The 22,892-nt window shown below is 63.9% G+C and carries 20 protein-coding genes, 1 tRNA gene and 2 pseudogenes; 15 read left to right on the forward strand and 8 right to left on the reverse strand.

Annotation, left to right across the window (positions count from 1 at the left end; genetic code table 11):
- Window positions 1-205: 205 nt before the first annotated feature.
- Window positions 206-1,297 carry a tRNA (adenosine(37)-N6)-threonylcarbamoyltransferase complex transferase subunit TsaD gene (gene tsaD, locus JOZ76_RS01745; RefSeq protein WP_291696912.1) on the reverse strand — a complete coding sequence of 364 codons (1,092 nt, stop codon included), beginning with the start codon at window positions 1,295-1,297 and terminating at the stop codon, window positions 206-208.
- Window positions 1,298-1,411: 114 nt separating this feature from the next.
- Between tsaD and JOZ76_RS01750 the strand changes: the two genes are divergently transcribed.
- From JOZ76_RS01750 to JOZ76_RS01780, 7 genes are all read left to right on the forward strand, one after another.
- Complete coding sequence (locus tag JOZ76_RS01750; RefSeq protein WP_291696913.1) at window positions 1,412-2,140, forward strand: uroporphyrinogen-III synthase; 729 nt, start codon at window positions 1,412-1,414, stop codon at window positions 2,138-2,140.
- Window positions 2,141-2,312: 172 nt separating this feature from the next.
- Window positions 2,313-3,494 carry a COG4223 family protein gene (locus JOZ76_RS01755; RefSeq protein ID WP_291696914.1) on the forward strand — a complete coding sequence of 394 codons (1,182 nt, stop codon included), beginning with the start codon at window positions 2,313-2,315 and terminating at the stop codon, window positions 3,492-3,494.
- 7 nt (window positions 3,495-3,501) lie between these two features.
- Window positions 3,502-5,400, forward strand: coding sequence for a heme biosynthesis protein HemY (locus JOZ76_RS01760; protein ID WP_291696915.1), 1,899 nt, complete (start codon window positions 3,502-3,504; stop codon window positions 5,398-5,400).
- A 296-nt stretch (window positions 5,401-5,696) separates the two neighbouring features.
- Window positions 5,697-5,772 (forward strand) — tRNA-Thr (locus JOZ76_RS01765).
- A gap of 556 nt (window positions 5,773-6,328) precedes the next feature.
- Window positions 6,329-6,670 (forward strand): hypothetical protein, encoded by a 342-nt coding sequence (locus tag JOZ76_RS01770; RefSeq protein ID WP_291696916.1) that lies wholly within the window; start codon window positions 6,329-6,331, stop codon window positions 6,668-6,670.
- 188 nt (window positions 6,671-6,858) lie between these two features.
- Entirely contained in the window at window positions 6,859-7,101 is a 243-nt protein-coding gene (locus JOZ76_RS01775) for a hypothetical protein (RefSeq protein ID WP_291696917.1), read from the forward strand.
- Window positions 7,102-7,541: 440 nt separating this feature from the next.
- Entirely contained in the window at window positions 7,542-7,682 is a 141-nt protein-coding gene (locus JOZ76_RS01780; protein ID WP_291696918.1) for a hypothetical protein, read from the forward strand.
- Window positions 7,683-7,767: 85 nt separating this feature from the next.
- On the opposite strand, the pseudogene JOZ76_RS01785 reads toward JOZ76_RS01780, so the two are convergent.
- Window positions 7,768-8,956: pseudogene (locus JOZ76_RS01785) on the reverse strand (acyltransferase family protein).
- Between the two features lie 406 nt (window positions 8,957-9,362).
- Window positions 9,363-10,943: a glycoside hydrolase family 17 protein gene (locus tag JOZ76_RS01790; protein WP_291696929.1), complete on the reverse strand. Its 1,581-nt coding sequence runs from the start codon at window positions 10,941-10,943 to the stop codon at window positions 9,363-9,365.
- A 298-nt stretch (window positions 10,944-11,241) separates the two neighbouring features.
- Between JOZ76_RS01790 and JOZ76_RS01795 the strand changes: the two genes are divergently transcribed.
- On the forward strand, window positions 11,242-11,658 hold the full coding sequence (locus JOZ76_RS01795) for a potassium channel family protein (protein WP_291696919.1): 417 nt from the start codon (window positions 11,242-11,244) through the stop codon (window positions 11,656-11,658).
- A 119-nt stretch (window positions 11,659-11,777) separates the two neighbouring features.
- Here JOZ76_RS01795 and cax read toward each other — a convergent pair whose 3' ends face one another.
- Window positions 11,778-12,869, reverse strand: a complete 1,092-nt coding sequence (cax, locus tag JOZ76_RS01800) for a calcium/proton exchanger (protein ID WP_291696930.1) — start codon at window positions 12,867-12,869, stop codon at window positions 11,778-11,780.
- A gap of 626 nt (window positions 12,870-13,495) precedes the next feature.
- On the opposite strand from cax, the gene JOZ76_RS01805 reads away from it, so the two are divergent.
- The 4 genes from JOZ76_RS01805 to JOZ76_RS01820 all read left to right on the forward strand — a co-directional run bounded on the left by JOZ76_RS01805 (window position 13,496) and on the right by JOZ76_RS01820 (window position 16,509).
- The gene (locus JOZ76_RS01805; RefSeq protein ID WP_291696920.1) at window positions 13,496-13,780 is read left to right on the forward strand and encodes a PilZ domain-containing protein; all 285 of its coding nucleotides are present in this window, start codon (window positions 13,496-13,498) and stop codon (window positions 13,778-13,780) included.
- A 181-nt stretch (window positions 13,781-13,961) separates the two neighbouring features.
- Complete coding sequence (locus JOZ76_RS01810; protein ID WP_291696921.1) at window positions 13,962-14,405, forward strand: hypothetical protein; 444 nt, start codon at window positions 13,962-13,964, stop codon at window positions 14,403-14,405.
- Window positions 14,406-14,608: 203 nt separating this feature from the next.
- The gene (locus tag JOZ76_RS01815) at window positions 14,609-15,832 is read left to right on the forward strand and encodes an ABC transporter substrate-binding protein (RefSeq protein WP_291696922.1); all 1,224 of its coding nucleotides are present in this window, start codon (window positions 14,609-14,611) and stop codon (window positions 15,830-15,832) included.
- Between the two features lie 248 nt (window positions 15,833-16,080).
- On the forward strand, window positions 16,081-16,509 hold the full coding sequence (locus tag JOZ76_RS01820; protein ID WP_291696923.1) for a hypothetical protein: 429 nt from the start codon (window positions 16,081-16,083) through the stop codon (window positions 16,507-16,509).
- A gap of 81 nt (window positions 16,510-16,590) precedes the next feature.
- Here the strand turns inward: JOZ76_RS01820 and JOZ76_RS01825 are convergent, their stop codons facing one another.
- The 3 genes from JOZ76_RS01825 to JOZ76_RS01835 all read right to left on the reverse strand — a co-directional run bounded on the left by JOZ76_RS01825 (window position 16,591) and on the right by JOZ76_RS01835 (window position 19,757).
- Window positions 16,591-17,433 carry a hypothetical protein gene (locus JOZ76_RS01825; RefSeq protein ID WP_291696924.1) on the reverse strand — a complete coding sequence of 281 codons (843 nt, stop codon included), beginning with the start codon at window positions 17,431-17,433 and terminating at the stop codon, window positions 16,591-16,593.
- 196 nt (window positions 17,434-17,629) lie between these two features.
- Window positions 17,630-18,400, reverse strand: coding sequence for an outer membrane protein (locus tag JOZ76_RS01830; RefSeq protein ID WP_291696925.1), 771 nt, complete (start codon window positions 18,398-18,400; stop codon window positions 17,630-17,632).
- 307 nt (window positions 18,401-18,707) lie between these two features.
- The gene (locus JOZ76_RS01835) at window positions 18,708-19,757 is read right to left on the reverse strand and encodes a polysaccharide deacetylase family protein (RefSeq protein ID WP_291696931.1); all 1,050 of its coding nucleotides are present in this window, start codon (window positions 19,755-19,757) and stop codon (window positions 18,708-18,710) included.
- A 275-nt stretch (window positions 19,758-20,032) separates the two neighbouring features.
- On the opposite strand from JOZ76_RS01835, the gene JOZ76_RS01840 reads away from it, so the two are divergent.
- Together JOZ76_RS01840 and JOZ76_RS01845 are read left to right on the forward strand one after the other, a co-directional pair.
- Window positions 20,033-20,308 carry a hypothetical protein gene (locus tag JOZ76_RS01840; protein WP_291696926.1) on the forward strand — a complete coding sequence of 92 codons (276 nt, stop codon included), beginning with the start codon at window positions 20,033-20,035 and terminating at the stop codon, window positions 20,306-20,308.
- 110 nt (window positions 20,309-20,418) lie between these two features.
- Entirely contained in the window at window positions 20,419-20,631 is a 213-nt protein-coding gene (locus JOZ76_RS01845) for a hypothetical protein (protein ID WP_291696927.1), read from the forward strand.
- Between the two features lie 130 nt (window positions 20,632-20,761).
- Here JOZ76_RS01845 and JOZ76_RS01850 read toward each other — a convergent pair whose 3' ends face one another.
- Window positions 20,762-22,438, reverse strand: coding sequence for an MFS transporter (locus JOZ76_RS01850; protein ID WP_291696928.1), 1,677 nt, complete (start codon window positions 22,436-22,438; stop codon window positions 20,762-20,764).
- 157 nt (window positions 22,439-22,595) lie between these two features.
- Between JOZ76_RS01850 and JOZ76_RS01855 the strand changes: the two are divergent.
- A pseudogene (locus JOZ76_RS01855) lies at window positions 22,596-22,892 on the forward strand (hydrolase); the annotation flags it as partial.

Raw genomic sequence — 22,892 nt, forward strand, 5'->3', positions numbered from 1 at the left:
AGGTCGCCGCGCTTGCGCGGCGGGTGGGGGCCGCCCTGGCCTCCGCTGCAGCCTTTTTCGCACGACGCCCCCACCCCAGCCCTCCCCCGCAAGCGGGGGAGGGAGCGCACCGCCAGCGTTCAAACGCCATATGCGATTGCCCTGCCCGCAAAGGGGAGGGGAGCAGACCGCGCTCGCGGCGACAGTTTTTACTCATCGCGTTCACTCAGAAACCCGCCCTTGTATTGGCGAACTTCGCCGGCGCGGTGGCGTTGGCATCGAGCAGCCAGCGCGCCCGCGGCGGGGCGTCCATCTGATCCGTCATGCCGAGCGCCAGCCGCTCGGCGCCGGCCCAGGCGATCATCGCGCCATTGTCGGTGCAGAGCTGTGGCGGCGGGATGATCAGCGTGGTCTGCGCCGCGGCCGCGACATCTTGTAGCGCGCCGCGGATCGCCTGGTTGGCGGCGACGCCGCCGGCGGCGACCAGCGCACGGGGTGGTCCGAATTTCTCGTTGAACAGTTTTATGCCGACCTTGAGGCGGTCGGCGACAGATTCCAGCACGGCGGCCTGAAAGCCGGCGCAGAGATCGCTGATCGCCCTGGCATCGAGCGGCGTCAGCCGGCTCGCCTCGTTACGCACCGCCGTCTTCAGGCCGGACAGCGAAAAATTCGCATCGCCCCGTCCGAGCATCGGGCGCGGAAAATCGAAGCGCATGGGATCGCCCCCCGCCGCGGCGCGCTCGACCTGCGGCCCGCCGGGATAGGGCAGGCCCAGCATCTTTGCGACCTTGTCAGAGGCCTCGCCGATCGCATCGTCGAGCGTGGTGCCGAGCCGGACATAATTGCCGACGCCGGCCACCGCGACGATCTGGGTGTGGCCTCCGGACGCCAGGAACAGGCAATAGGGAAAGGCGAGCGCGCAGGTCAGGCGCGGCGTCAGCGCATGCGCCTCGAGATGATTGACCGCGATCAGCGGCGTGCCATGCACCATCGCGATCGCCTTCGCCGTGGTCAGGCCGACGATGACGCCGCCGATCAGGCCCGGGCCGGCCGCCGCCGCCACGCCCGAGAGCTGCGCGAATTCGAGGCCGGCCTCCTTCATCGCGCTCGCCACGATGCCGTCGAGCAGGTCGACATGGGCGCGCGCCGCGATCTCCGGAACCACGCCGCCATAGGCGGCATGTTCCTCGGTCTGCGAACGCACGATGTTGGACAGGATCCGCCCCGAGCCGTCGGCGGCCCGCTCCACCACGCTGGCAGCGGTCTCATCGCAGGTGGTCTCGATGCCGAGCACCAGCGACCGTTTGTCCTTGTCCAATGTGAGCCCTTGCGTTGGCGGCGAAAGCAGCGTTTCGGTTGGGCAACCGCGTAACACTCCCGGCGGCTGACATGCAATCGTCCGATCGGAGTTGGACGAGACAAGCGAGTTTCGATGGCAGTCCTGGTGACGCGTCCCTATCCCGACAGCGAGTCCACCGCCGCCGTCTTGCGGGCGCGGGGGCTCGAGCCGTTGCTGGCGCCGGTGCTGCGGTTCGAGGCCGTGCCGCTGCCGGCCGGCTTCGATGCCGATGCCGCCGCGGTCCTCGTCACCTCGGCCAATGCGCTGCGTGCGGTCGAGCCGCAGCTCAAGGGCCATGCGCTGTCAAAACTGCCGCTGTTTGCGGTCGGCGAGCACAGCGCGACGGCCGCCCGCCGCGCCGGGTTCGAAAAGGTGTTTTCGGCTGACGGAGATGGTGCCGCGCTGCGGGATCTGGTGCTGGGCCACATTCGCGCCAAGCGGGTGAAGGCGGGTCCGCTGCTGCATCTGTCGGGTGAAACCATCGCGCACGATCTCGCCGCCGAGCTCGGCGCCCATGGGATCGAGGTGACCAGCCGGATCGTCTACCGCATGGTCGCGATGGATCGCCTGCCGGAGGCGGTGCGCACGGCGTTCGCAGCGGGCCAGATCGAGGCCGTGCTGCATTATTCCGCGCGCAGCGCGGCGGCCTTTCTGCAGGCCGCGCGGGCCGACGGCATCGAAATCTCGGCGCTTGCGGTTGCGCAATGCTGCATCTCGGCGGCCGTGGCGCGGGTTCTGCGCGAGGCCGGCGCAGCCCGCGTCATGGTCGCAGGCGCGCCCAACGAAACTGCCCTGCTCTCGGCTCTCGAACGATCGGCGTGACGGGCCGGAATAAAAATGCAAATCTTGTCATAACTTTAACTGTGGCACGTCACGACATCGGACGTGCTGCGAAAGGCAGCTCATCAGCCCTCGTGCGTTGCGCCGCCGAATGGCGTAAGAGGGCGGGCCGAATCCGGAACAGTTGCGTTGTCGATTTAGGGAACCCGAGGCGATGGCCGAAGATACGCTCGAACAAGGAGGATCCGTGCCTGAAGCCGGACGGGTCAAGCGCCCGCCTCCGACCATCGATCTCGAACCGTCGGAGGTGAAGACCGAGGCGGCGCCCGAAACCGAGGCGGCCGCTGCGCCGGAAGGCGATGCGGACCCCGAAGTCGACGCGGAGGCCGAGCCGCCGCGCGAGGCGGTGCCGCCGCCGCGGGCGAAAATCTCGCCCTGGGTGGTCGCGCCGTTTTCGGGCGCGGTCGCCGCGGCCTTGGTGATCGGAATCGGCTGGATGCTGGGCTGGCCGCCGGTGCAGGCTCCCTCACAGGTCAGCGTGGCCGCGCTCGACGAACTGACCGGACGCCTTGCCGCGGTCGAGGCCAAGACGAGCAAGCCGGCCTCCGATCCGGTTGCCGCCGCGCGCGCCGATGCGCTCGACAAGGCGCTGGCCGCCTTGCGCGCCGATGTCGCCAAACAGGCCAGCCAGTCGGAGGCGCTGGCCTCCGATGTCAGCACTCTGAAGTCGGCCCCGCGCGCGGCGGCGGCCGCGCCGGTCGATCTTTCCGGCATCAACGATCGCCTGGCCAAACTGGAACAGACCGCCCGCAGCCAGAGCGCGGCGATTGCCACCGAGACCGAAAAAATCGCAGACGCCAAGCCGGCCGATGACATGGCTCTGCGGCGCGTGGTCGCAGCCGCGCTGCTCGACGTCGCGGTCCGGCACGGCGATCCCTATGCGGCGACGCTCGCCACGGCGAAGGCGTTGGCAGGCGATCCGCAGGCGCTAAAACCGCTCGACGCGTTCGCGGACACCGGCATACCCAATCCGCCTGTCATGACGCGCGAACTGCTGACCCTGGTGCCAAAACTGTCGCCGCCCGCCACCGACGCCGCGGCGACCACCGGCAGCGGCATCGTCGACCGCCTGCAGGCCGGCGCGGCCAGGCTGGTGCGCATCGAACGCACCGACGCCACCGGCAGCGACCGCGGGGCCGTGGTCGGCCGCATCACGGCGGCCGCGCTGCGCAACGATTTTGCCGAGGCGCGCAAGGAGCTGAGCTCGCTGCCGCCGACCGATCGGGCCCCGGCGCAGGCCTGGCTCGACAAGGCCGATGCGCGGGATGCCGCGCTCGCCGCCTCCCGCCGCTTTGCCGATGATGCCATGGCCGCGCTCGCCAAGCCGGCCCAGTAGGATTGCCATGTTTCGAATTGTTCTGTTCCTGATTCTGATTGTCCTGATGGCGGCGGGTGCCGCCTGGGTTGCCGATCAGCCCGGCGATGTCGTGGTGACCTGGGGCTCGGTGCGCATGACCACCTCGCTGTCGGTGTTCGCACTCGCGCTCGGCATCGTCGTGGTCGCGGCCATGCTGGTCTGGAGCATTTTTGCCGGGTTGTGGCGCACGCCCGGAAAAATCCGGCGCGCCCGCCGCGAACGCCGTCATGCCCGGGGCCGTCATGCCATCACCCACGGCCTGCTCGCGATCGGCCATGGCGATGCCACCGCCGCGCGCGCGCATGCCGATGTCGCCCGGCGCTTGGCCGGCAGCGATCCGCTGGCGCTGCTGCTGCATGCGCAATCCGCCCAGCTCGAAGGCGACCGCGAAGGCGCCAGGGCGGTGTTCCGCGCCATGGCCGAGCGCGAGGACACGCGGCTGCTCGGCCTGCGCGGCCTGTTCATCGAGGCGCAGCGCGCCGACGATGCGGTCGCGGCGGTCATGATCGCGGACGAGGCGCTGAAAATCGCGCCGTCCTCGACCTGGGCCTCCCATGCCGTGCTCGGCTTCCGCTGCGCCAAGGGTGACTGGCAGGGCGCGCTCAACATCCTCGACAACAACCACGCGGCCGGTCTCATTGACAAGGCGTCCTACCGCCGCCAGCGCGGCGTGCTTTTGACGGCGCGCGCGCTGGAGCTCGAGACACAGGACCGCGACCTGTCGCGGGAGAGCGTGATGGAAGCGGTAAAGCTGGCGCCGACGCTGATTCCGGCCGCGGCGCTGGCCGCGAAATTCGAAAGCGAGGCGCACCAGGTGCGGCGCGCGATGCGCATCGTCGAGGCCGCCTGGCTCGCCGAGCCGCATCCCGATCTCGCCGACGCCTATGCCCATGTCCGGCTCGGCGATTCGGCGCGGCAGCGGCTGACCCGGGTCGAGACGCTGGCGGCGAAGACGCCGGGCCATATCGAGGGCGCGCTGGCGATCGCGCGGGCCGCGATCGATGCCGCGGAATTTTCGCGCGCGCGCGATGCGCTCAAACCGTTCATCGAGCAGCCGACCCAGCGCGTCGCCATGCTGATGGCGGAGATCGAGCGCACCGAGCACGGCGATTCCGGCCGGGCGCGGACCTGGACCCTGCGCGCCGTGCGCGCCCGCCACGACCCGGTGTGGACCGCGGACGGTTATGTCAGCGACCGCTGGCGGCCGGTGTCGCCGGTCACCGGTCGGATCGATGCGTTCAGATGGCAGACGCCGGTGGCGAGCCTGCCCTCCGACAAGGCTGCGACGATCGAGACCTCGCCGTTCGAGGAAGCGATGCTGGCGGCGCCGCCGCCGCGCCGGTCGTCCGGTCCGCCGGACGGGCCGACCGACGCGCCGCAGGAAGCACCGCGGCAGGAACCGCCGCGTGCGCCGCCCTTGGCGCTGCCGGCGACGACCCAGGACAATTCGCCGCCTCCGGCCAAGGTCGCCGATGGGATTGCCGACGCGGCGAGCGAAAAGCTTGCCGAGCAGCCTGCGGAAAAGCCCGCAGAGGCGCCCGTCGAGAAAGCGGCCGAACCGGCCGCCGCGCCTACGCTTGCGCCGGTTTCACCGGCTCCCGCTGAATCCGTGCCACCGGTCCCCGCTGCGTCCGTGGCAGCCGCGCCGCAGCCGGCGGCTGCGGAACCCGTCGTTCCGCCGCTGTTCCGCAGCCGCCGTGATCTCGCCCGGCCGAACAGCTCGCCGATCCAACCGATTCCGGCGATCGTTCCGGTGCTGCGGGCGCCTGACGATCCCGGCGTCGCAGACGACGAGGAACCGGCGGACGAATTCGCCGACCAGATCGGCACCGCCAAGGCGCAGGCCGGCGGCTGGCGCGGATTCTGGTCGCGGCTCGGGGGGTAAGCGACGGTGCCTCTTCTCCCCTCCCTCTTGCGGGCGAGGGGTCGGGGGTGCGGGTCCCGGATTGGGGCGCCCACGAGGGGCGCCCCTACAACCCGCGTAGGGGCGACCCTCGTGGTCGCCCTCCGGCTCGGTCCTACCCGGCACGCGGGAGGAGGCACCAGCTTCGTCGCGGCGTCAGGATTCCATCGCGCGCTGTCGAAGCCCCCGCGTCGTCCTTGCCAATTCGGGCGTCGCCCGATATCAGGAGCGCGACGCGTCGCCGGATTTTCGAGTCCCGGACGCGGACTTTAGGTTTCGCCGCAATAGCTCAGTTGGTAGAGCACGTCATTCGTAATGACGGGGTCGGGGGTTCGAGTCCCTCTTGCGGCACCAGCCTTTTCAAGTCGCCGATGTTGGGTTCGCCTGCGCGCGAGCAGCTGAAGCGAGCCGGACCGGCTGACTCTCACTTACTTCTCGCAAGCCGAGCCTCCGCCGCAGCCTCTTCTCCGTAATGTGCTGAACAGAGCAACGTCCCGAAACAAACGATCGAGCGCAGCTGCGTGAAGCTGCCGCTCGCTTTAGTTCGGGCCTGGGTTCATAGCAATCGATATAGATTGCGCATTACTTGGCGATTGCGATGATATCGCGTGGTTGATCTTGGCTTCATATTCTTGTGCGAGGCGAGACCAATTGCCTTCCGCGATATGATGACGCTGACTTAGAGATCAATGCGAAGCGACCGTGACGACCTTATCCAAAAACGCCATGTCCGCATTCCGCCTCGCTGATCGCGCGGGGCAGGGAAATTCTCGAGCCGCCGTTGGGCGCCTTTTTCCTTGCCGTCGGTCTGCGAATCACGCCAGCTTTCATCCGATTGCGTGCGTTACCAGCCGTCTTGCAGGTCCTGGTTGCAGATGCAATAATATGGCTTTCATCCCGGAGCGGTCGAATGGAGATCGCGGTCTTTGCCATTTGGTTTCTTCTCGCCGTTTTCATTGCGGGAGCCGCGGACTCCAGAGGACGCAGCGCGTTCGGCTGGTTTCTCATCTCGATGTTTCTTTCTCCCCTGCTCGCTGTCTTGCTCCTGCTTGCATTTCCGAATTTGCGACAAGAGCGTTTGCTCATCGCGGCAGCTGGGCGTTACCAGCCTCACGAAGCATTCGAGCCGGATGGGGTCTACGGAGGCATCCCGTATCGGGTGGCTGACGACGGCTCGATTGAAGCAATCATGCAAGGCTCGCTCATTCGCTTTCGCGACGTCGACCGCTTCACCGGTGCGCTGCAGCCCTGAGTTTGGTCAATCTCGTAACGCTCAGCGCGCCTCGCATTGCTCCAACACCGCGTGAAGCTGATCGCACGGACCAGCATTGCGCGTTGGGCAACGATCCTTGGCGCCGCGTAGCCGGAGCACTCCGTTGCGATTTGTTTACGAGCGGCGGGCATGGCGTGATAAATTCATGCCAGCGAAAGGAAAACGCCATGCCCGATGATGATATGAAAGCTGAGCTTGAACGTCTCCGCAGGGAGAATGCCGCTCTCAAGAAAGGAGCTTCCGACGGCATCCGCATGAAGGTCAGTGACAAGGGGGCCGTCTCGGTTTACGGAATGGGACGCTTTCCCGTCACTCTCTACAAAGAGCAATGGTTGAAACTTCTGAACATGTCGGATGAGATTCGTGCGTTCATTGCCGAAAATGACGCGCAACTGAAGGCGAAGGATTGACGGCTGCAGAGCGATCGATCTCTTGATCCCGCGGGGTTTAACGGGTCCAGAAATCGGATTCTTTCCGCCTGGCTGTGCAGGTCTGCCCCGCTTCATCGTCGCCGATGCGGCTTGTGTCCTGGAGGGTCTGTTCCCGTGATTGCCCGATACCACGCGGCGTCCGCTTGGGCGCGCGCCTTGGCCGCAGCGAGATCCGATTGTCCGCGATAGAACTGAGTTAGGCCGAGGTAGCAATCGGTGCGCGCCGGCCCGTGAGGTATCGTGCGGCAGTCGACCTGCGCGCTCGCGGCGCCGGCAAAGCCTGCCAACGATAGTGCGACGATGCTCGCCGTCCAATGGGTCATGCCGCCTCAATAGCGCTACGCGAGCCCCGACTATCGCAGCTGCTATATTGAAGTGCTGACCGATCCGCAGGGCTTGAAGTCTTTGATCGAATGCCCGTGCAAGCACCCATCATGTTTCTGGGCGAAGGCAAGCACGCCAATGATCATCAAACCCACCAGCACAAGTCCGGCTACGATATTCCTCATCATGGCGACCACTCCGGGCAATCGTTCGGCGATGTTCTATTCACTGCATGAGGACCATCGGCTGCGGACTGATCGCTCGAATATGCGAAGAGCGCCGTCCTGAAATCCATCCGCACGCAGCTTTTGCGGATACGACCTAAAGCACGTGCCTTGCGCCTGGAAGCTTTCGCAACGCTTCAGTCGCGCCCCAGCTCAGGAAAGACGGTGAGCACGAATGCGATCAGGCCCTTGGCAATCGCCGGGATGTCGAAGTCGAACATCCAATAGTGCAGCCAAAGCACAATCGGGTAGTGCACCAGAAACATGCCGTAGGCAGCGGACTGCATGGGATCGAGGCTGCTCCAGCCTGATTGCTTGAATCTCAGGAAATAGGCCAGGATCGTGAACATGATGGCCACGCTGAAGGCCGCGAAGAACAGTCCATAGGTCGCTTCATACCAGTCGGGCAGCCGAGGCGGATTTCCGAGTATTTCGCGCTTGACGTAGATCAGCACCCACATGAGGCAATAGGGGACGAGTGCTGGAATCGTCCAGGCCAGGCTACGCTTTCCAAGCTCGCCATCGGAAGCCAGCAATCCGCGGTCCAGGTACCTGACGCCAATGCCCGCACCAAAAAAGAAGTAGGTCGCATACAGCAGTACGCGTCCGTGCTGGACCGAGAACGGTCCGAACTCGAACCAGCTGAATGGTCCGTAGTGAACTCGACCCGGGATGTATAGCACGGCGGTGACGGCAAGCATGGCAACGAAGAACCGCGCGGGATGGTCATGGCCGCGCAGCGACAGGCGATTGATCGGGTCGAGAAGTGCGGGCGAGAGCTTGTAAAGGACGCTTGCGACCACGTCGAAGCTGAGCAACACCCAAAGGAACCAAACGGGGCCACTCGGCCAAGGTCCTTCAGTGATGGTTTTCCACCAGAAATCGGCGAAGCTGACGTCCGGATGCTGACGCAGTTCGATCGCGTAGTAGGCCAGCGGGATGATCGTGAAGGCGCAGATCACGAAAGGCAAACCGAGCCGGATCAGGCGATCGCGCAGATAGTCCAGCGGTCCCTTGCGCGCAAGTCCCGGCCACACAAACAGGCCCGACAGAAAGAAAAACATCGCCATGAAGAAGCTGTCAGTGGCGAGCACGATCATGTCAAAGCCGATCCACGACTTTGGATCGGTATGACCGAAATAAGTGTATGGAATGACGGCGTGATGGAGCAGCACCACCAGCGTGAGAAAGGTGCGGGTGCGGTCCAGTGCGGCGTTGCGCGCTGTTGCCTTTGGCGGTGCCTGAACATCCGCTGGCGCTGCCGTCTGCGAGATTGATGTCACCATGCACCTCGCCTAACCGGAGAGTTTAGATCTCCCGCCGAGGTAAGTTTAGAAAGCGGCGAGATGAAAATCGCCGCACTCGCTCTTCGTCCCGCCTGAGTTCGGTCGTCCGCGGCACTCGCCGACGATCGCAGTATGAAAGCGTGAGCGATTTCTCAATCGTACCAGGACTTCGACCTTGGTGCAACTTCCCGGTGCAAATCGAGAACGTAAGCGATGCAGTTCACCCTTCTGATCGCTTCCTGCCAAAAAGGCTCTAACCAGACTGTTTGACGCGATTCAAGATTGGCTCAGCCAGCATTGAGCGCGTCGACTTTCCGGTTCCGGCGAACACAATGAACACGGGCTCTTGTTGAGGTCCCGGCGCATATCGTTCCTCGAAGGGATTCGGTGCCCGTTTTCCCATTTCTCAGGCACGCGCCCGCCACATCGTAACCGCAAGCAGCAAATAGGCGCCGCAAGTCCACAGCGACTGCCAGTTGGCCGGCCCTTCGTTGAACCCCACATAGATCGCCGCTACAAAAAATACGCCGGCAAACATCGATTCCGCCACAGCGCGGATTCCTTTCTCCGGGGGATTGAGCAGCGTCACAGCCGCAAAAGGCACCGCCGCCATGGTGAGCGGCGCAAACGGAAAATCAATGAAGCGCGGGTCAAACACAAGGCCCAGTGCAGTCTCCGTCCCGATCACGACGGTCACGATCAAGGCCAATCCATGCATGATCGCCAGCATCGATTCAGTCCGGTAGCCCTCCGGACCCAGCAATTCTAGAAAGCTGGCTGATGGGCGACCCGACATGAGTGCGTTAGCACCAAACACCGGCGAAGCAGTTGTCGCCAGCAGAAGCGAGCCCCACACAAGCCAGCCACCCGCTCCGTCGCTTTCATAAAAGGCTTTTTGGGCGGCCACTCCAAACAGGATACCGGCTGTTGTTGCCGATATTCCGATCGCAAACCATGAGGCCAGCCTGGGCTCCCTGGGCTTGCGGCGTAAGGTCAGCCATGCCACGCCGAATACCAGGCTCGCCAGCGCCATTCCACTGCACATTTGCAGCTTCCAAAACGGAAAATTGCTGATGGGGATCCCGGGCGGATATTTCAGCGTGCGCTGCACGGAATCGAACAGGCCCCAAGACCCGCCGACCGTGCCCTCGATCTCTCGCTTCCAGGATTCATCATAGGCCTCGAACAGGTTGACGCGGAAATTCTCGCGCCGGGCGAGGTCGAGAATCTCCGAGACCACCCGGGCCTGATTGACGCGCGAGGGCAGCGCTGATTCGCGCATCCGCCCCTCGCTCGGCCAACCTATTTCTCCGATAAAAATTTCCTTGCCCGGAAAAGCCGACGCCATCTGCCGGCGGATCGTGTCAACATGGACGGCAGCAGATTCCGCCGGGATCGGAACGTTTTCCCAATATGGCAGGATATGAACGGTAACGAAATCGACGGCGTCATAAAGTTCGCGATTGCTGAGCCAGAATTCCCAGACGTCGGCATAGGTGACGGGGACGGTGACCTGCGCCTTGACCGAGCGGATCGTGGCGGCGAGGTCGGAAGCTGTTATGTCCTTGCGCAACAAAGTCTCGTTGCCGACCACGAGCGCGATGATGGTTCCTGGATAATCTTTGGCGAGGCGTATCGCCGTTGATATCTGCGTCAGGTTCTTCTGCCGGTCCTTGTCAAGAAAAATGCCCTGAATGACCTTGAGGCCGGCCTTGGCCGCAAGTTCGGGAATTTGATCAAGACCAAGATCGGTCGCATAGGTCCGGATGCAGTCGGTTATCTTCGCAAGCTGGGCGAGATCTTCCGCGATCTGGTCCCGAGACACCTGCGTCGCTGGTGAAAGTGACGTCTGACGGCTGCGGAAGGGGGCGTATGATATGCATTGTAATTTGTCATTCGGATCGATCGGCGCGCGTGCCAAATCAACCGGTGTGCCCAGCCACCACCACACCGCGGCAATAGCGCCGAGGGATATCAGGAAAAGCATCCGCGGGATGAGGTGAGAAACCAGTTCTCCTTGCAATAACGATTCGCTGGGCTTCCTCAAGCACGACACCGGCAGATTGAAGAACCATCTTTGATCATAGAACAGGCGATCACACACAAGCAAAGAACGATGTGTTGATCGAGATCAACACCTCGTGCTGCCCAGGGAAGCAAGCGTCGCTGCCGCGACACCGGCGTCGCAAGAGGAGGCCGTCATGCATCGTCGCCAGGCATCGAAGCTTTTCGCCGATTTGGCGCCGTCCTGAGTTCGCGTCCGCGCTGAGGCGCGCGAGGCCAGCATGCTGCGGCAGATCGCATTCGGATGCACGGTCAATCTCGCCAACATCGTCGTTCACGCGATTGCGATGATCGTGGTCATTCGCGTTGCGCGAAGCGCGGCAGCCAAGTGGCTGTCCCGCCCGACGTTGCGCCTGTCCACGGTGATGGTCGGGACGGTCGCGGTGCTGATGGCCGCACATCTCTGCGAGATCACGATCTGGTCGCTGGCCTACGCCATCGTCGATGCAGCGCCGGAGGGCACGGATCGGCTGTATTTCGCCTTCGTCAATTTCACCACACTCGGCTATGGCGACATCGTTCCGGTGGCGCGCTGGCGTCTGACCGGGCCGATGACGGCGATGAATGGTGTGCTGCTGTTCGGCTGGTCGACCGCGGTGATCTTTGAGGTGCTGAGTCTCACTTTGCAGCGAGATTAAAGCGCGATGAAATGAGTTTCGATCAGAACCGTACGGAGGATGCGCCCCTCCCCGCAAGCGGTCGCGGGAGGGGTGAACAGCCGGGCCGATAACCGATTCCAGCAAACTTCATCATACTCTTAGGCGCGCGGGGGCAGCACGTAGAGCGTCATGGCGAAAATGACATAGATGAAGACGAGCAGGGCGCCGACGAACCAGGCCGAGCGGCCGCCATTGGTGATGAACGAGGCAACGACCGCGGAAATCATCACCATGGTCACGGCGCCGGGCCAGAACTGCAGATCCATCGGATGGGGGCCGATGACGTAACTGAGCAGCACGAGCACGGGCGCCACGAACAGCGCAATCTGCGATGCGCTGCCGAGCGCAATGCTGACGCTCATGTCGAGGCGATTCTTGCGTGCGGCGGAAAACGCGACGGCCATTTCGGCCGCAGCGCCGACCAGCGAGACGATGATGAAACCGACAAAGGCCTCGCTCATGCCCAGCGTCTCGCCGGCCTTCTGCACGGAGCTGACGAAGATCTCGCTGACCAGCGCCACCAGCACCGTGACGACGAGAAGCGTGCCGACGGCCAGCCCAAGCGGCCACGGCGCACCCTCGGCCTCACCGTGATCTGCGGCGGCAAACAATTCCTTGTGAGTCACGAGCGAGAACAACAGGCCCAGCGCGTAAGCCGCGATGAGCAGGATGGCGAGACCGGCGCTGAGCTTTTGCGTGACCTGCGCGCCTTGCGCCAGCTCGAGGTCGGCGACGGCCGCGGGCGCGAGCAGGGCAATGGTTGCCATCAGCAGCAGCCCTGAATACAGCCGTCCCCCGGCGCGATTAAAGTCCTGAACGTGGTGCCGCAGTCCGCCGAGCAGGAACGCCGTGCCCAGCATGAACAGCGTATTGGTCACGATGGCACCGGCGATCGAGGCCTTGACCAGCAGATATTCTCCGGCCTGCAGTGCCGCGATCGCGATGATCAGCTCCGTCAGGTTTCCGAGCGTTGCATTGAGCAGCCCGCCGATCGCATCGCCGGTCTTTGCGGCGACGCTCTCCGTTGCGTGACTGAGCAGCGCGGCAAGCGGCACGATGGCCAGGATGGCGAGCACGAACAGAACCGTGTGAGCCGAGGGCGCGATCGCCTCGGCCGCCAGCACGAGCGGCACGAACGCCAACATCCAGAGCAGCGGGTTTTGACGAATTTCGACCAGCAGAGGGCGCATCATTGGCCTGCTCCCGTCGCAAGCGGTGCAGCGCCTTTCTCGGCTGGGCGGCCGGAGGGATGTTGATCTGGCTCAACGATGCAAGGCCTCTGCTCCGGGAGCGGCGACTGCAGTCGCGTTGTCCCTACACGATCACGGGAAATTCATCCGCACTTTGTGTGTCGTGAATTCGACGAAGATTTCACCAACGTACAGTTATATGAATAGGAAGTTATCTTTTGACGGGCGTGATTCAGGCTCTTCAAGCAAGCAAATCGTCGAACCAAGCGGCGCGCGGGGGCGACACATCACCATACCGCTCAACGGGGATTCTGATGGGTCTGGATCCCGTGATGCAATGACCAGGACAGGAGGTCGCCGGCCCGGCAAAAGCCACGAAACCATTTGCTTCGAAGCTGTTGTCAGCGCTTGATAACACCGTCACGGGCGCAAGCCAATTCAATCAGATTCTACTTTTCATACAGTTTGATTTTGCCTGACATGTTGAACATCTCGATCGATCGGCCTTGTCGCCCGTTCCTGTCCGCGGCCATTTCACGCGCTCTCCGGCACGATGATGCGGTTATGGCGGTCCGCACGGGAAGCCGCGCGACACCGGCCGGGTTTTGAGAGGGCAAAAGCTTCACATGCTGGAACCTCGCGCCTTGACTGACATCCCGATCGATCGCCTTGCATTGCTTCACTTCCAAGGGCTCCAGGGCGTTCATCCCTGCGTCGTAAAGAGCCTGAGCGCGGAGGGCGCGTGCCTCGAGGCCGCGCAATACTATCTCTTCGCGGACGAGTTCGAACTGTCGTTCGATGGCTTCAGAACCACGCTCTGGTGCCAGATGGTCTGGAGGAATCGTCATGCCTGCGGCGTCAAGTTCGTCGCCCGGCGCGCCGAGACCGGCTACTCGGGCTGGATGCCCTGAGCTGTAAAGTCGTCGTGACCGGTCCAGCGGGCGATCGCCCCATCGTGCGCCGGATATGACGGTCACAGCAAATTTATCGGGTTTTCTGCGCGATTTCCGAGCGTATTGATCTGGATCAAGCCCGGCGAGGTTGGCGCGCTGGGACCCTCCAGCGTTTCGTATGAGCACACGGAGAAAGCCAATGAAACATCTCAAAAAGGCTACTCTCGCAGCGTCTGTCTTTGCGGTCGCAGCCACCTTCTCCCTCGGTTGGTCCGAGCAGGGCGGCCTCTCACTCTCTGTCGAAAGCGCGCAGGCGCGCGTCGGTCGGCCGCTGACGCCCATGAGCGGTGCCGGGGTTGCGCGTCGGCATGCGCGACGCGGCGCGTACGGTGTCGGCGCCGCAGGTGCTGCCGCGGTCGGTGCTGCAGCGCTTGGTACGGCTGCTGCCGTCGCGGGTGCGCCCTACGCCTATGGCGCCTACCAAGGCTATGGAGCCTATCAAGAGGGCGGCCCGTACGGAGCCGGCATGGGTCCTTACGGCTATCACCAGAGCTGGGACGACTACGCGAAGCAGAACGGCATCGCTTGCCGCCCCGGCACTACAATCAAACTGGACGACGGTCGGACTTATCCCTGTCAGTAGGGTGCTGGCATGCATCAGGCGAAAGGCGGCGGCTCAAAAGAGCCGCCGTCGTTGCCTTGTGGCCACAACGCGCTTTTGGCGCGCCGCCGGCCACGCACAACGCCTGCGCCGCTTGATCTGGATCAAGCCGCGCGCGCCGCGGCATTCGAGCCTGCGTCGGTGCCTCACTTGCGGCCGTCACCGAGGGATGATCGGACCTTGAGATGAAAGCGTTAGGCCGAACGCTCTCCGCACTCGTGGTCGCCGTGACTTCACTGGGCGCGATCACGCAGCGTGCGCACGAGCAAGGCGTCAGCGACACCGAGATTCGCATCGGCAATTTGATGCCGTATACCGGCGCCTTGGAGGCCTTTGGTTCGATCGGAAAGGCCGAAGCCGCGTATTTTGCAATGATCAACGAGCGCGGCGGGATCAACGGGCGGAAGCTGCGCTTCATCTCCTACGACGACAGTTCCGATCCCACGACCGCGCTCGATCTCACGCGCGGATTGGTGGAGCGGGACAAGGTCCTGCTGATGTTCGGATCGTTCGGAACCCCTGGCAATCTCGCGGTGCGCCGCTATCTAAACGAGAACGAGATTCCCCAGCTCTTCGTCGCGTCCGGCGACGAGCAGTTGAGCAATCCCTCGCTGTATCCGTGGACGATGGGATGGCAACCGTCAGCCAAGGCGGTCGGGCGCATCTACGCCAACTACATCCAGGCGTTCTATCCGGGGCGGAAGATCGTCGCGCTGTGGCAGAACGATCAGTTCGGCAGAGACGTGTACAAGGGACTGGAGGAGGGGCTTGGCGACCTCGCCCGGATGATCATCGTCGACATCGCCTACGAGATGTCGGATGAGCATCTCGACACCCACATCTCGATACTCAAGCGATCCGGCGCCGACGTCTTTCTGTTCGCAGGCGTGCCGGCCAATGCCGCCCGGGCCATCCGCATCGCGGCAGGTCTCAATTGGCATCCTGTGTTCCTGTTGAACGACATGGCGGCGTCGATCGCCAACGCGCTGAGGCCGGCAGGTCTGGAGAACTCGGTCGGTGTCGTCTCGGCCACGTTTTTGAAGGATGTCGACGATCCCGCATGGAAAGACGATCCGGCGATCAAGGACTGGCTGTCGTTCATGGAGCGATATGATCAGAGTGGAGCAAAAGATCAGAGCGCGGCACTGTTCGGCTATGCCGCCGCCGAAACGCTGGTGCAGGTACTCAAGCAATGCGGCGATGATCTGTCGCGCGACAACGTGATGCGGCAGGCGGCAGCCTTGGACAACTACCAGGTCTCCGTTCTGCTCCCAGGCATCAGGATCAGCACCGCACGCTCTGATTTTCGGCCCATCAAGCAACTGCGGCTGGTGCAGTTCGATGGCCGGACCTGGCAATCGATTGGAGACGTGGTCGAGACGGCGTTTTCCGACGTCAAGAAGAAGTAGCAGTTTTTGCTGCCGACCGCGCACGCATCGTGAGGAGCGTGAGTCGCGCTCGGTTCAGTTCCATGGCGCGCACGCCGGATGAGATCGCGGCGTTCCCTTGATCTAGCTCAAGAGGGCCATACGAGACGCTCCAATCCTGTGCGCGGGTGCCGTTTCGCCCATGAGCACGCGACCGCATTTCTGGAATTTCTGGGTCGCGGTCCAAAACCGACGCATGGACGGCACCCTAATCATCAGGAGGTAATGCGATGCTTCGTTATGGTCTCATCATTCTCGCAGCAGCGACGCTCGTCGGCGCAAGCCTGGTCCCCGACGACGCATTCGCGCGTCGTGGCGGTGGAGGCGCCCGTGCCGGCGGATTCCACGGCGGCGGATATCGCGGCGGCGCCGTTCATGCCGGACGCGTCCATGGCGGCGGGAGCCGCTATGCGGCGGCGGGGCGGGTGCGTCCAAGCCATCCGATCGCGGGCCGTCCGGGTTACGCGGGCCGTCCCGGCTATGCTTATGGCGGTCGCTACGCCGGTCGCTATTATCCATGGGGCGCGGCGGCGACGGGAGCAGCGGTCGGCGCAGCAGCGGCTGGCGCATACGGCTATTACAACAACGGCTATTACAACAATGGCTGCTATCAGAACAGCTACGGCAACTGGGTCTGCCCCAATCAGTCTCCGTACTGACGCGAGCATTTGCGGACGGCGGCGGGCTCGCCGCCGTTCGTCGCTCTGACGCCCGAGGGTCCTGCGCGGTTCGCCGGCAGATCATTTTTCCGCCTGCGGTAAAAGCACCAGCAGGTTCTGCTTGGTGAGCAGCATCAGCATGATCGCCGCATAGCTGAACACGGCGATGCCGAAGAAGGGATAGCCGAGATAGCCGAGCAGCGGCATCTCGAACACGTGCCAGAAGCCGACATAGGGAATGGTATAGGTCCATTTCGGCAGCGAATAGACGTTCCACATCTCCCACCAGAAGCCGGTCACGAGGGTGGCCGTCATCACCGCGAACACGCGTCTCCAGCCATTGGTCTGGACGTCCGTCAGCAGCGATGGAAAGCCGATGGCGGAGGCGATCGGCTCCAGGATCAGGATCGGCGCGATCCAGACCAGCGGAAAGCTCTCGTCCGGAAACAGCGGTAGCAGCGCGAAGCAGCCGATCCCGATCAGCACCGCTGCCGCCAATCCGCGTTCCGAGACGCGCGGCCGCCAGCGCGGCCAGGGGACACGGAAGTCGCGCGCAGCCGCGAGCAGCAGAAAACCCGTCGACAGGACCGCGGGCACCACGGTCGAGAAGTCGAGCGACGCCTCGAGGACGTATTGCGTCGACGAGACCGGCTGAGCGAGGCGATAGTGCCAGTTCTGGACGATCGCATTCATCCCCTCGAAGAACCACCACAGCGGAATCGAGATCAGGAACAGCAGCAGGAACGATCCGCCCATGGTCTCGAGCAGCGAGGACTTGAAGCGCACCTCCGACAGCCCGTTGACGGCGAGGATGTAGCCGAGCCAGAGCGGAAAGAAGGTATGCTCGGAGAGGAAGCCCGACGTGCCCCATGCAACGATCCAGGCAAGCGCGGTGAGCAGGATTCCGCTGATGAGGAGGGCCATGGGTTGGTCGTGTGACGTTGCTCGAACTGCCGCCGGATGGCAGTGCGCTCAACTTAGGGAGCCGTTCGTTTCCAGGCAATCCAGCGCCGCATGCTGGGCGTCCACCATCGGCGTTTCGCTGCGGCGCGCGGCAGGGCGTGGCGCAAAAAAAAGCCCCGGACGATGTCCGGGGCTCGATCCGCCGAGGTTGATCTTATCAGTAGCGCGCGGCGACCGGCGCGCTGTAGCCACCGAAGCCGCCAAAACGGTAGTTGAAGCGGAGCGTGACCATGTCGACGTCGAGGCTCACGCGATTGTTGATCGCGGTGGCGACGATCGGATTGACCACCGAGAAGGAATTGTTGTTGCGGCCCATGAACAGATGGTCGTATTCGACGCCCACCGACCAGTTCGGCGTGAAGCCATACTCGAATCCGGCGCCCACATTGGCGCCCCAGCGGGTCGCACTCACGGCCGCCACACCGACGCCGGTCGGACCCAGAATGTCCAGGCGGCTGCCGGTCACGGCCGCGCCGCCCTTCAGGTAGAGCAACACGTTGTTCCAGGCATAACCGATCTGACCGTCGATCAGACCGATCCCGTCAACCCTGACCCGCTCGGTGAAGGCTGGATTGATCAGGCTGACGCGCGAGGCCCTGAGATTGGCCCAGTCACCCTGACCTTCCACACCGAACACGAATCCGCCGGTCTGCCAGCGATAACCGATCTGACCGCCGACCACGCCGCCCGACCCGGTCCGGCAACCCTCAGTGGTCAGGATTCCAGCCGGGCCTACGAAGTCCAGGCAGGCCCGGGCCTGGCCCCAGCCGCCATTGCCGCCGATGTAGAAACCGCTCCAATCATAGATTGCAACCATGGCCGGAGGCGGCGCCTTGACGTACGGCCTCGCCGCCAGATCGGCTGCCGCTGCCGGGGTGGCCATGCCGAGTGCAGCGAGCGCTGCTGGAACCAACCAAATCTTCCGCATCATAAATTCTCCATTCCGTCGCCGCTGATCCGTCAGCTGCGACCGCCCAACGGTTGTGTTTTTGAATTCCGCCTACAACTCTAAATGATTTCCGTGCGGAACACTGTGACTCGAATACAACTGCTGGTTTTTCAACTGTGGCGGGAAAATGGCTATGGAACTCCCGGGCGATGGAGTTCAACGAGGTTCCAACGCGGCTACGTGACGGCCATCACAGAAAGTGTGCAGCATGAGACGTGGATGGCCGGGACGAGCCCGGCCATGGACGAGGGACGTTGCGGAGGAGAGGGAAGACCGCCGTTACGAATTACCGCGCCACGGTCTGCACGACGCTGGAGACCGGACGCGTGCTGGCGGTCGGCAGCTTGGCTTCCTTGGCAAAAGCCTCGTCATAGTCCGGCAGGGTCTGCAGCTTTGTCTTGGCGGTCATCTGCACGACGCTATAGCCGCCAGCCTTCAGCCGGCGCAGCAGGGTCGGCAGCGCCTCGGCGGTGTGCTTCTGGAAATCGTGCATCAGGATGATGCCCTTGCCGAGCTTGTCGAGCTTGGTCATCACGGTGTTCACGATCTTGTCCGGCGTCGCATCCTTCTTGAAGTCGAAGGAGTCGAGATCGCAGGAGAACATCGCGACGTTGCGGGTGCCGAAATACGCCATCGTCGCGGGACGGTGCTCGAGCTGAGGGAAGCGGAAGAACGGCGACGGATCGGCACCCAGCGCCCATTTCACCGCGCTAAAACCCTTCTCGACCTCATCCTGCGCGAGCTGATCGGTCATCTTCTTGCCGTTGAGGTTGGCATGCGACCAGGTGTGCGCACCGACCGTGTGACCGGCGGCCAGAACCTGGCGCAGGATCTCCGGATGGTAGGTCGCATGCTTGCCGATCGGAAAGAACACCGCCTTGGTGCACTCGTCGTCGAGCGCCTTCAGCACCGCGGGCGTGTTTCCCGGCCATGGGCCGTCATCGAAGGTCAGCACGACCTCCTTCGGCTCCAGGAAGTCGAGGGTCTTGAAATGCTCGAAACCAAAACCGGGGCCGCCTGTGGTGTCGATCTCGACCACGCGGCCGACGCCGAGCGCGTCCGGGTTGGCGCAGGCCGCCTTCTGCGGAGCGGCGGGCGCTGCTATAGGGACCGCCGCCGGGGGTGGCGCGGCGGACTTGTTCGCGATCGCGCCCGTGATCTCGACATCATCTTTTGCTGCAAGTTTGGCCGACGCAGGCGGGAGCTGCTCGGCCGGCTTTGCCGCCATCGTCAGCGGCGCCTGATCGGCGTGACGGAAAGCAACAAAATACCAGATTCCGGCGATCGCGATCGCCACAAGGAAACAGGCCGACAGAGCGGCTAATGGGTTGCGCATCATGTTATTCTTTCCCGCTCCACGCGATACTCGACCCTGGGGACGCGCACTGATACGTGCCGCGCGAGCTATTAATGCGAAGAAAGTGTTAACGACAGACAAACACGCTTCGTTTCGGCCCGCGAATTCAGCCCCCTGACGATTCGGGTGTGACGCTTGTCACAGATTAGGCTCCCGTTGTGATGGCCGTCACAGTCGCCGCGATGACATCAGCGCATCGTGCCGCCATCGCAACAACGCACCGCACGCGCCGCGGTGCCAATGGGAGCCCCGACATGACCGCCTCTTTCCGTCGCACGATTCGTCAGGTCGCCGCGGTGCTGGCCTTTGCGGCCTCCATGTCCGCGTTGTCCGTGCAGCCGAGCTTTGCCTTCAGCGCGGAGGCTCAGCAGATGTGCACCGGTGACGCGTTTCGCTTGTGCAGCTCCGACATCCCCAACATCCCCGCGATCACCGCCTGCATGTTCAAGCATCGCGCCGAGTTGTCGAGTGGCTGCCGTGCCGTGATGGACCGCGATCTCGCCGCCAAGGGCAAGGTCGCAGCGAACTAGCCGCTCGGTGCCTCGCCGGCTTTCCCGAAGGCGGCAAAATGCGTTGCGGCCATGATGGCCCGTGGCCTAGAAATGGATCGGCTGGTTGACTGATTGAGGACGCAAGGCGGATGGTCCGGTTTCTCGTTGTGGTTCCCCTTCTTGTTTTCGCCGCAAGTGCCTCCGCCCAGCAGGTCGGACACGACGCCTGCGCGCGCGACGTCACGCGCTTTTGCCGGCCTGTGATCAATGATGGCGACCAGGCCGTGCTGACCTGTCTGAAGGAGCACCGCGCCCGGCTGACGAAGGCCTGCGACAAGGTCCTGACCGACCACGGGCAGTGACAATAGTCCGTCGTTCCGGGGCGTGCGTAGCGCGAACCCGTAGCCTCGAGCCCACGATTCGTATTACGCAAATAAGCACGTCATTCGCGGTTCGATGCTTCGCATCGCCGCGGAATGACGATCAGTATCGTCAGGTGCTGCTGCCCGCGGCGCTCGCGACCACCGGCAGCACGTCGTTGACCGGCGGGTCGTCCTTGCGCACCGATCCGAACGGCCGCTCCAGCATGCGGCGGATACGAATCGGATCGGGTCCCATGTGGAATGTGATGGCCGTCTGGTGCAGCGCGCGCTCGGACTGGGTCGAGCGGTTGCGCTGGCGCAGATAGTCGAGCCAGGTCGGGCAGTGATAGCGCTCGGTCCACAATTCCGGATCGGCGATGTCGCGCGCCACCGACCAGCCATAGGCGCCGTTGCGCTGCCTCGAGAGCTGCACGTCCTGCATCACCTGGTGGAAGGCGCGGGCGTCGTCCTGCGCGACGCGGTATTCGATTTCCACGATCAGCGGTCCGCTGCGCCCGGTGAGCGCGATCCGCACCTCGGGATCCGCCAGCGTCTCGGCGTCTTCATCGCGCCGTCCGACCGGCGGCATGGTCAGCCAGATGCCGAGCAGGAGCGAGGCCAGCATCAGCGCGCCGGAGACCAGCAGTGCCGCTTCGACGCCGGCCGCGTCGGTGAGATGGCCCCAGCCCCAGCTTCCGATCGCAATTCCGCCGGCGATCGAGGCCTGGAAGGCGGCAAGCGAGCGGCCCGCGACCCAGCGCGGCGCCGACAGCTGCACGCCGATATTGAACAGCGCGACCGCGAGCATCCACGCCGAGCCCGCCACCACCAGCGCGGCGGCCGTGATCACCGGCTCATGGCTCAGTGCGACCACGCCGATCGCCCCGCCCATCGCGAGCGCGCAAGCGCGGATCGCGGCCTCGCCGCTCATCTGCTTGCGCAGCGCGCCGATGTTCAGCGCGCCGATCACAGCACCCATGCCGAACGCGCCCAGCATGATGCCATAGGTCTGCGCGCCGCCATGCAGGAGGTCGCGCGCCACCAGCGGCATCAGCGCCGACACCGAGCCGCCGATCAACCCGGTCACCAGCGTGCGCGCCAGCACGATCTTGATCGGCGGCGAATTGCCGATGTAGCGCACGCCGGAAACGATGGCGCGGTTGAGCCGCTCGCGCGGCAGTTTTGCGGGCTCGCTGACGCGCCGCCACAGAAACAGCACGATCAGCAGCGGCAGATACAGAACGGCATTGGCGGCGAAAGCGGCGACCGCACCCGCGGTCGCGACCACGATGCCGCCGATCGCCGGCCCAAAGCTGCGCGCGATGTTGTAGCTGATGCCGTTGAGCGCCACCGCGGCCGGCAGCGTTTCGGACGGCACCTGTTCGCTGACGGAGGATTGCCAGGCCGGACCGAACAGCGCCATGCCGCTGCCGACAACGAAGCACAGCGCCAGCAGGATCTGCGGGGTGACGAGGCCCAGGAAGGTGAGGGTCGTGAGCGTGGTCGCACCGACGAGCGCGATCGCGAGGGACACCAGCGCGACGATGCGGCGGTCGAACATGTCGGCGACGGCGCCGGCCGGCATCGCGATCAGCATGACCGGCAGCATCAAGGCGGTCTGCACCAGCGCCACCTTGTCGGCGGACGAGGTCATCTGCGTCATCGCCCAGGCGGCGCCGACGGCCTGGATCAGGAGGCCGAGATTGGACAGCAGGCTCGCCAGCCAGATCCGCCGAAAGATCGTGTGCTGCAGGGGGGCGGCGACGCCGTCGCCGGCGAAGAACGAACGTTTCGGCTTGTCGGTCATCTGCCCGTCCATCCTGCCTGCTAAGCCTCCCCTGGTGATTGTTGATTCCTTGCGGACATCTGTGATGCCTGCGAAGGTCCTTCTCTGTCCAGTCCACGCGGCGGCTATAAGGCACCGCGTGGTGGTGCTAAGATACTGAAAATCATGGGGAAGAAACATGAATCTCTCGCGGCGGACGATCCTGAAGGCCGCTTCCGTGCTGCCTTTGGCGGCAGGCAGTCTCGATTGGCGCGCCTTTGCGCAAAATGCGCCGGCCACAGCGCCTGCGGCCGAAATTCCGCCCATGTTGTTCGTTCACGGCAATGGCGACCAGGCGCCGATCTGGATGACGACGTTCTGGCGCATGGAATCCAACGGCATTTTGCGGGACCGCCTGTTCGCGATCAATTTTACCGATCCGCTGGCGCGCACCGACGACACGGTGGCGCAGCCGCAACATTCCTCGACGGAAGAT

Origin of the sequence: Bradyrhizobium sp., assembly GCF_019244115.1 — a bacterium.
Classification (GTDB): Bacteria; Pseudomonadota; Alphaproteobacteria; order Rhizobiales; family Xanthobacteraceae; genus Bradyrhizobium.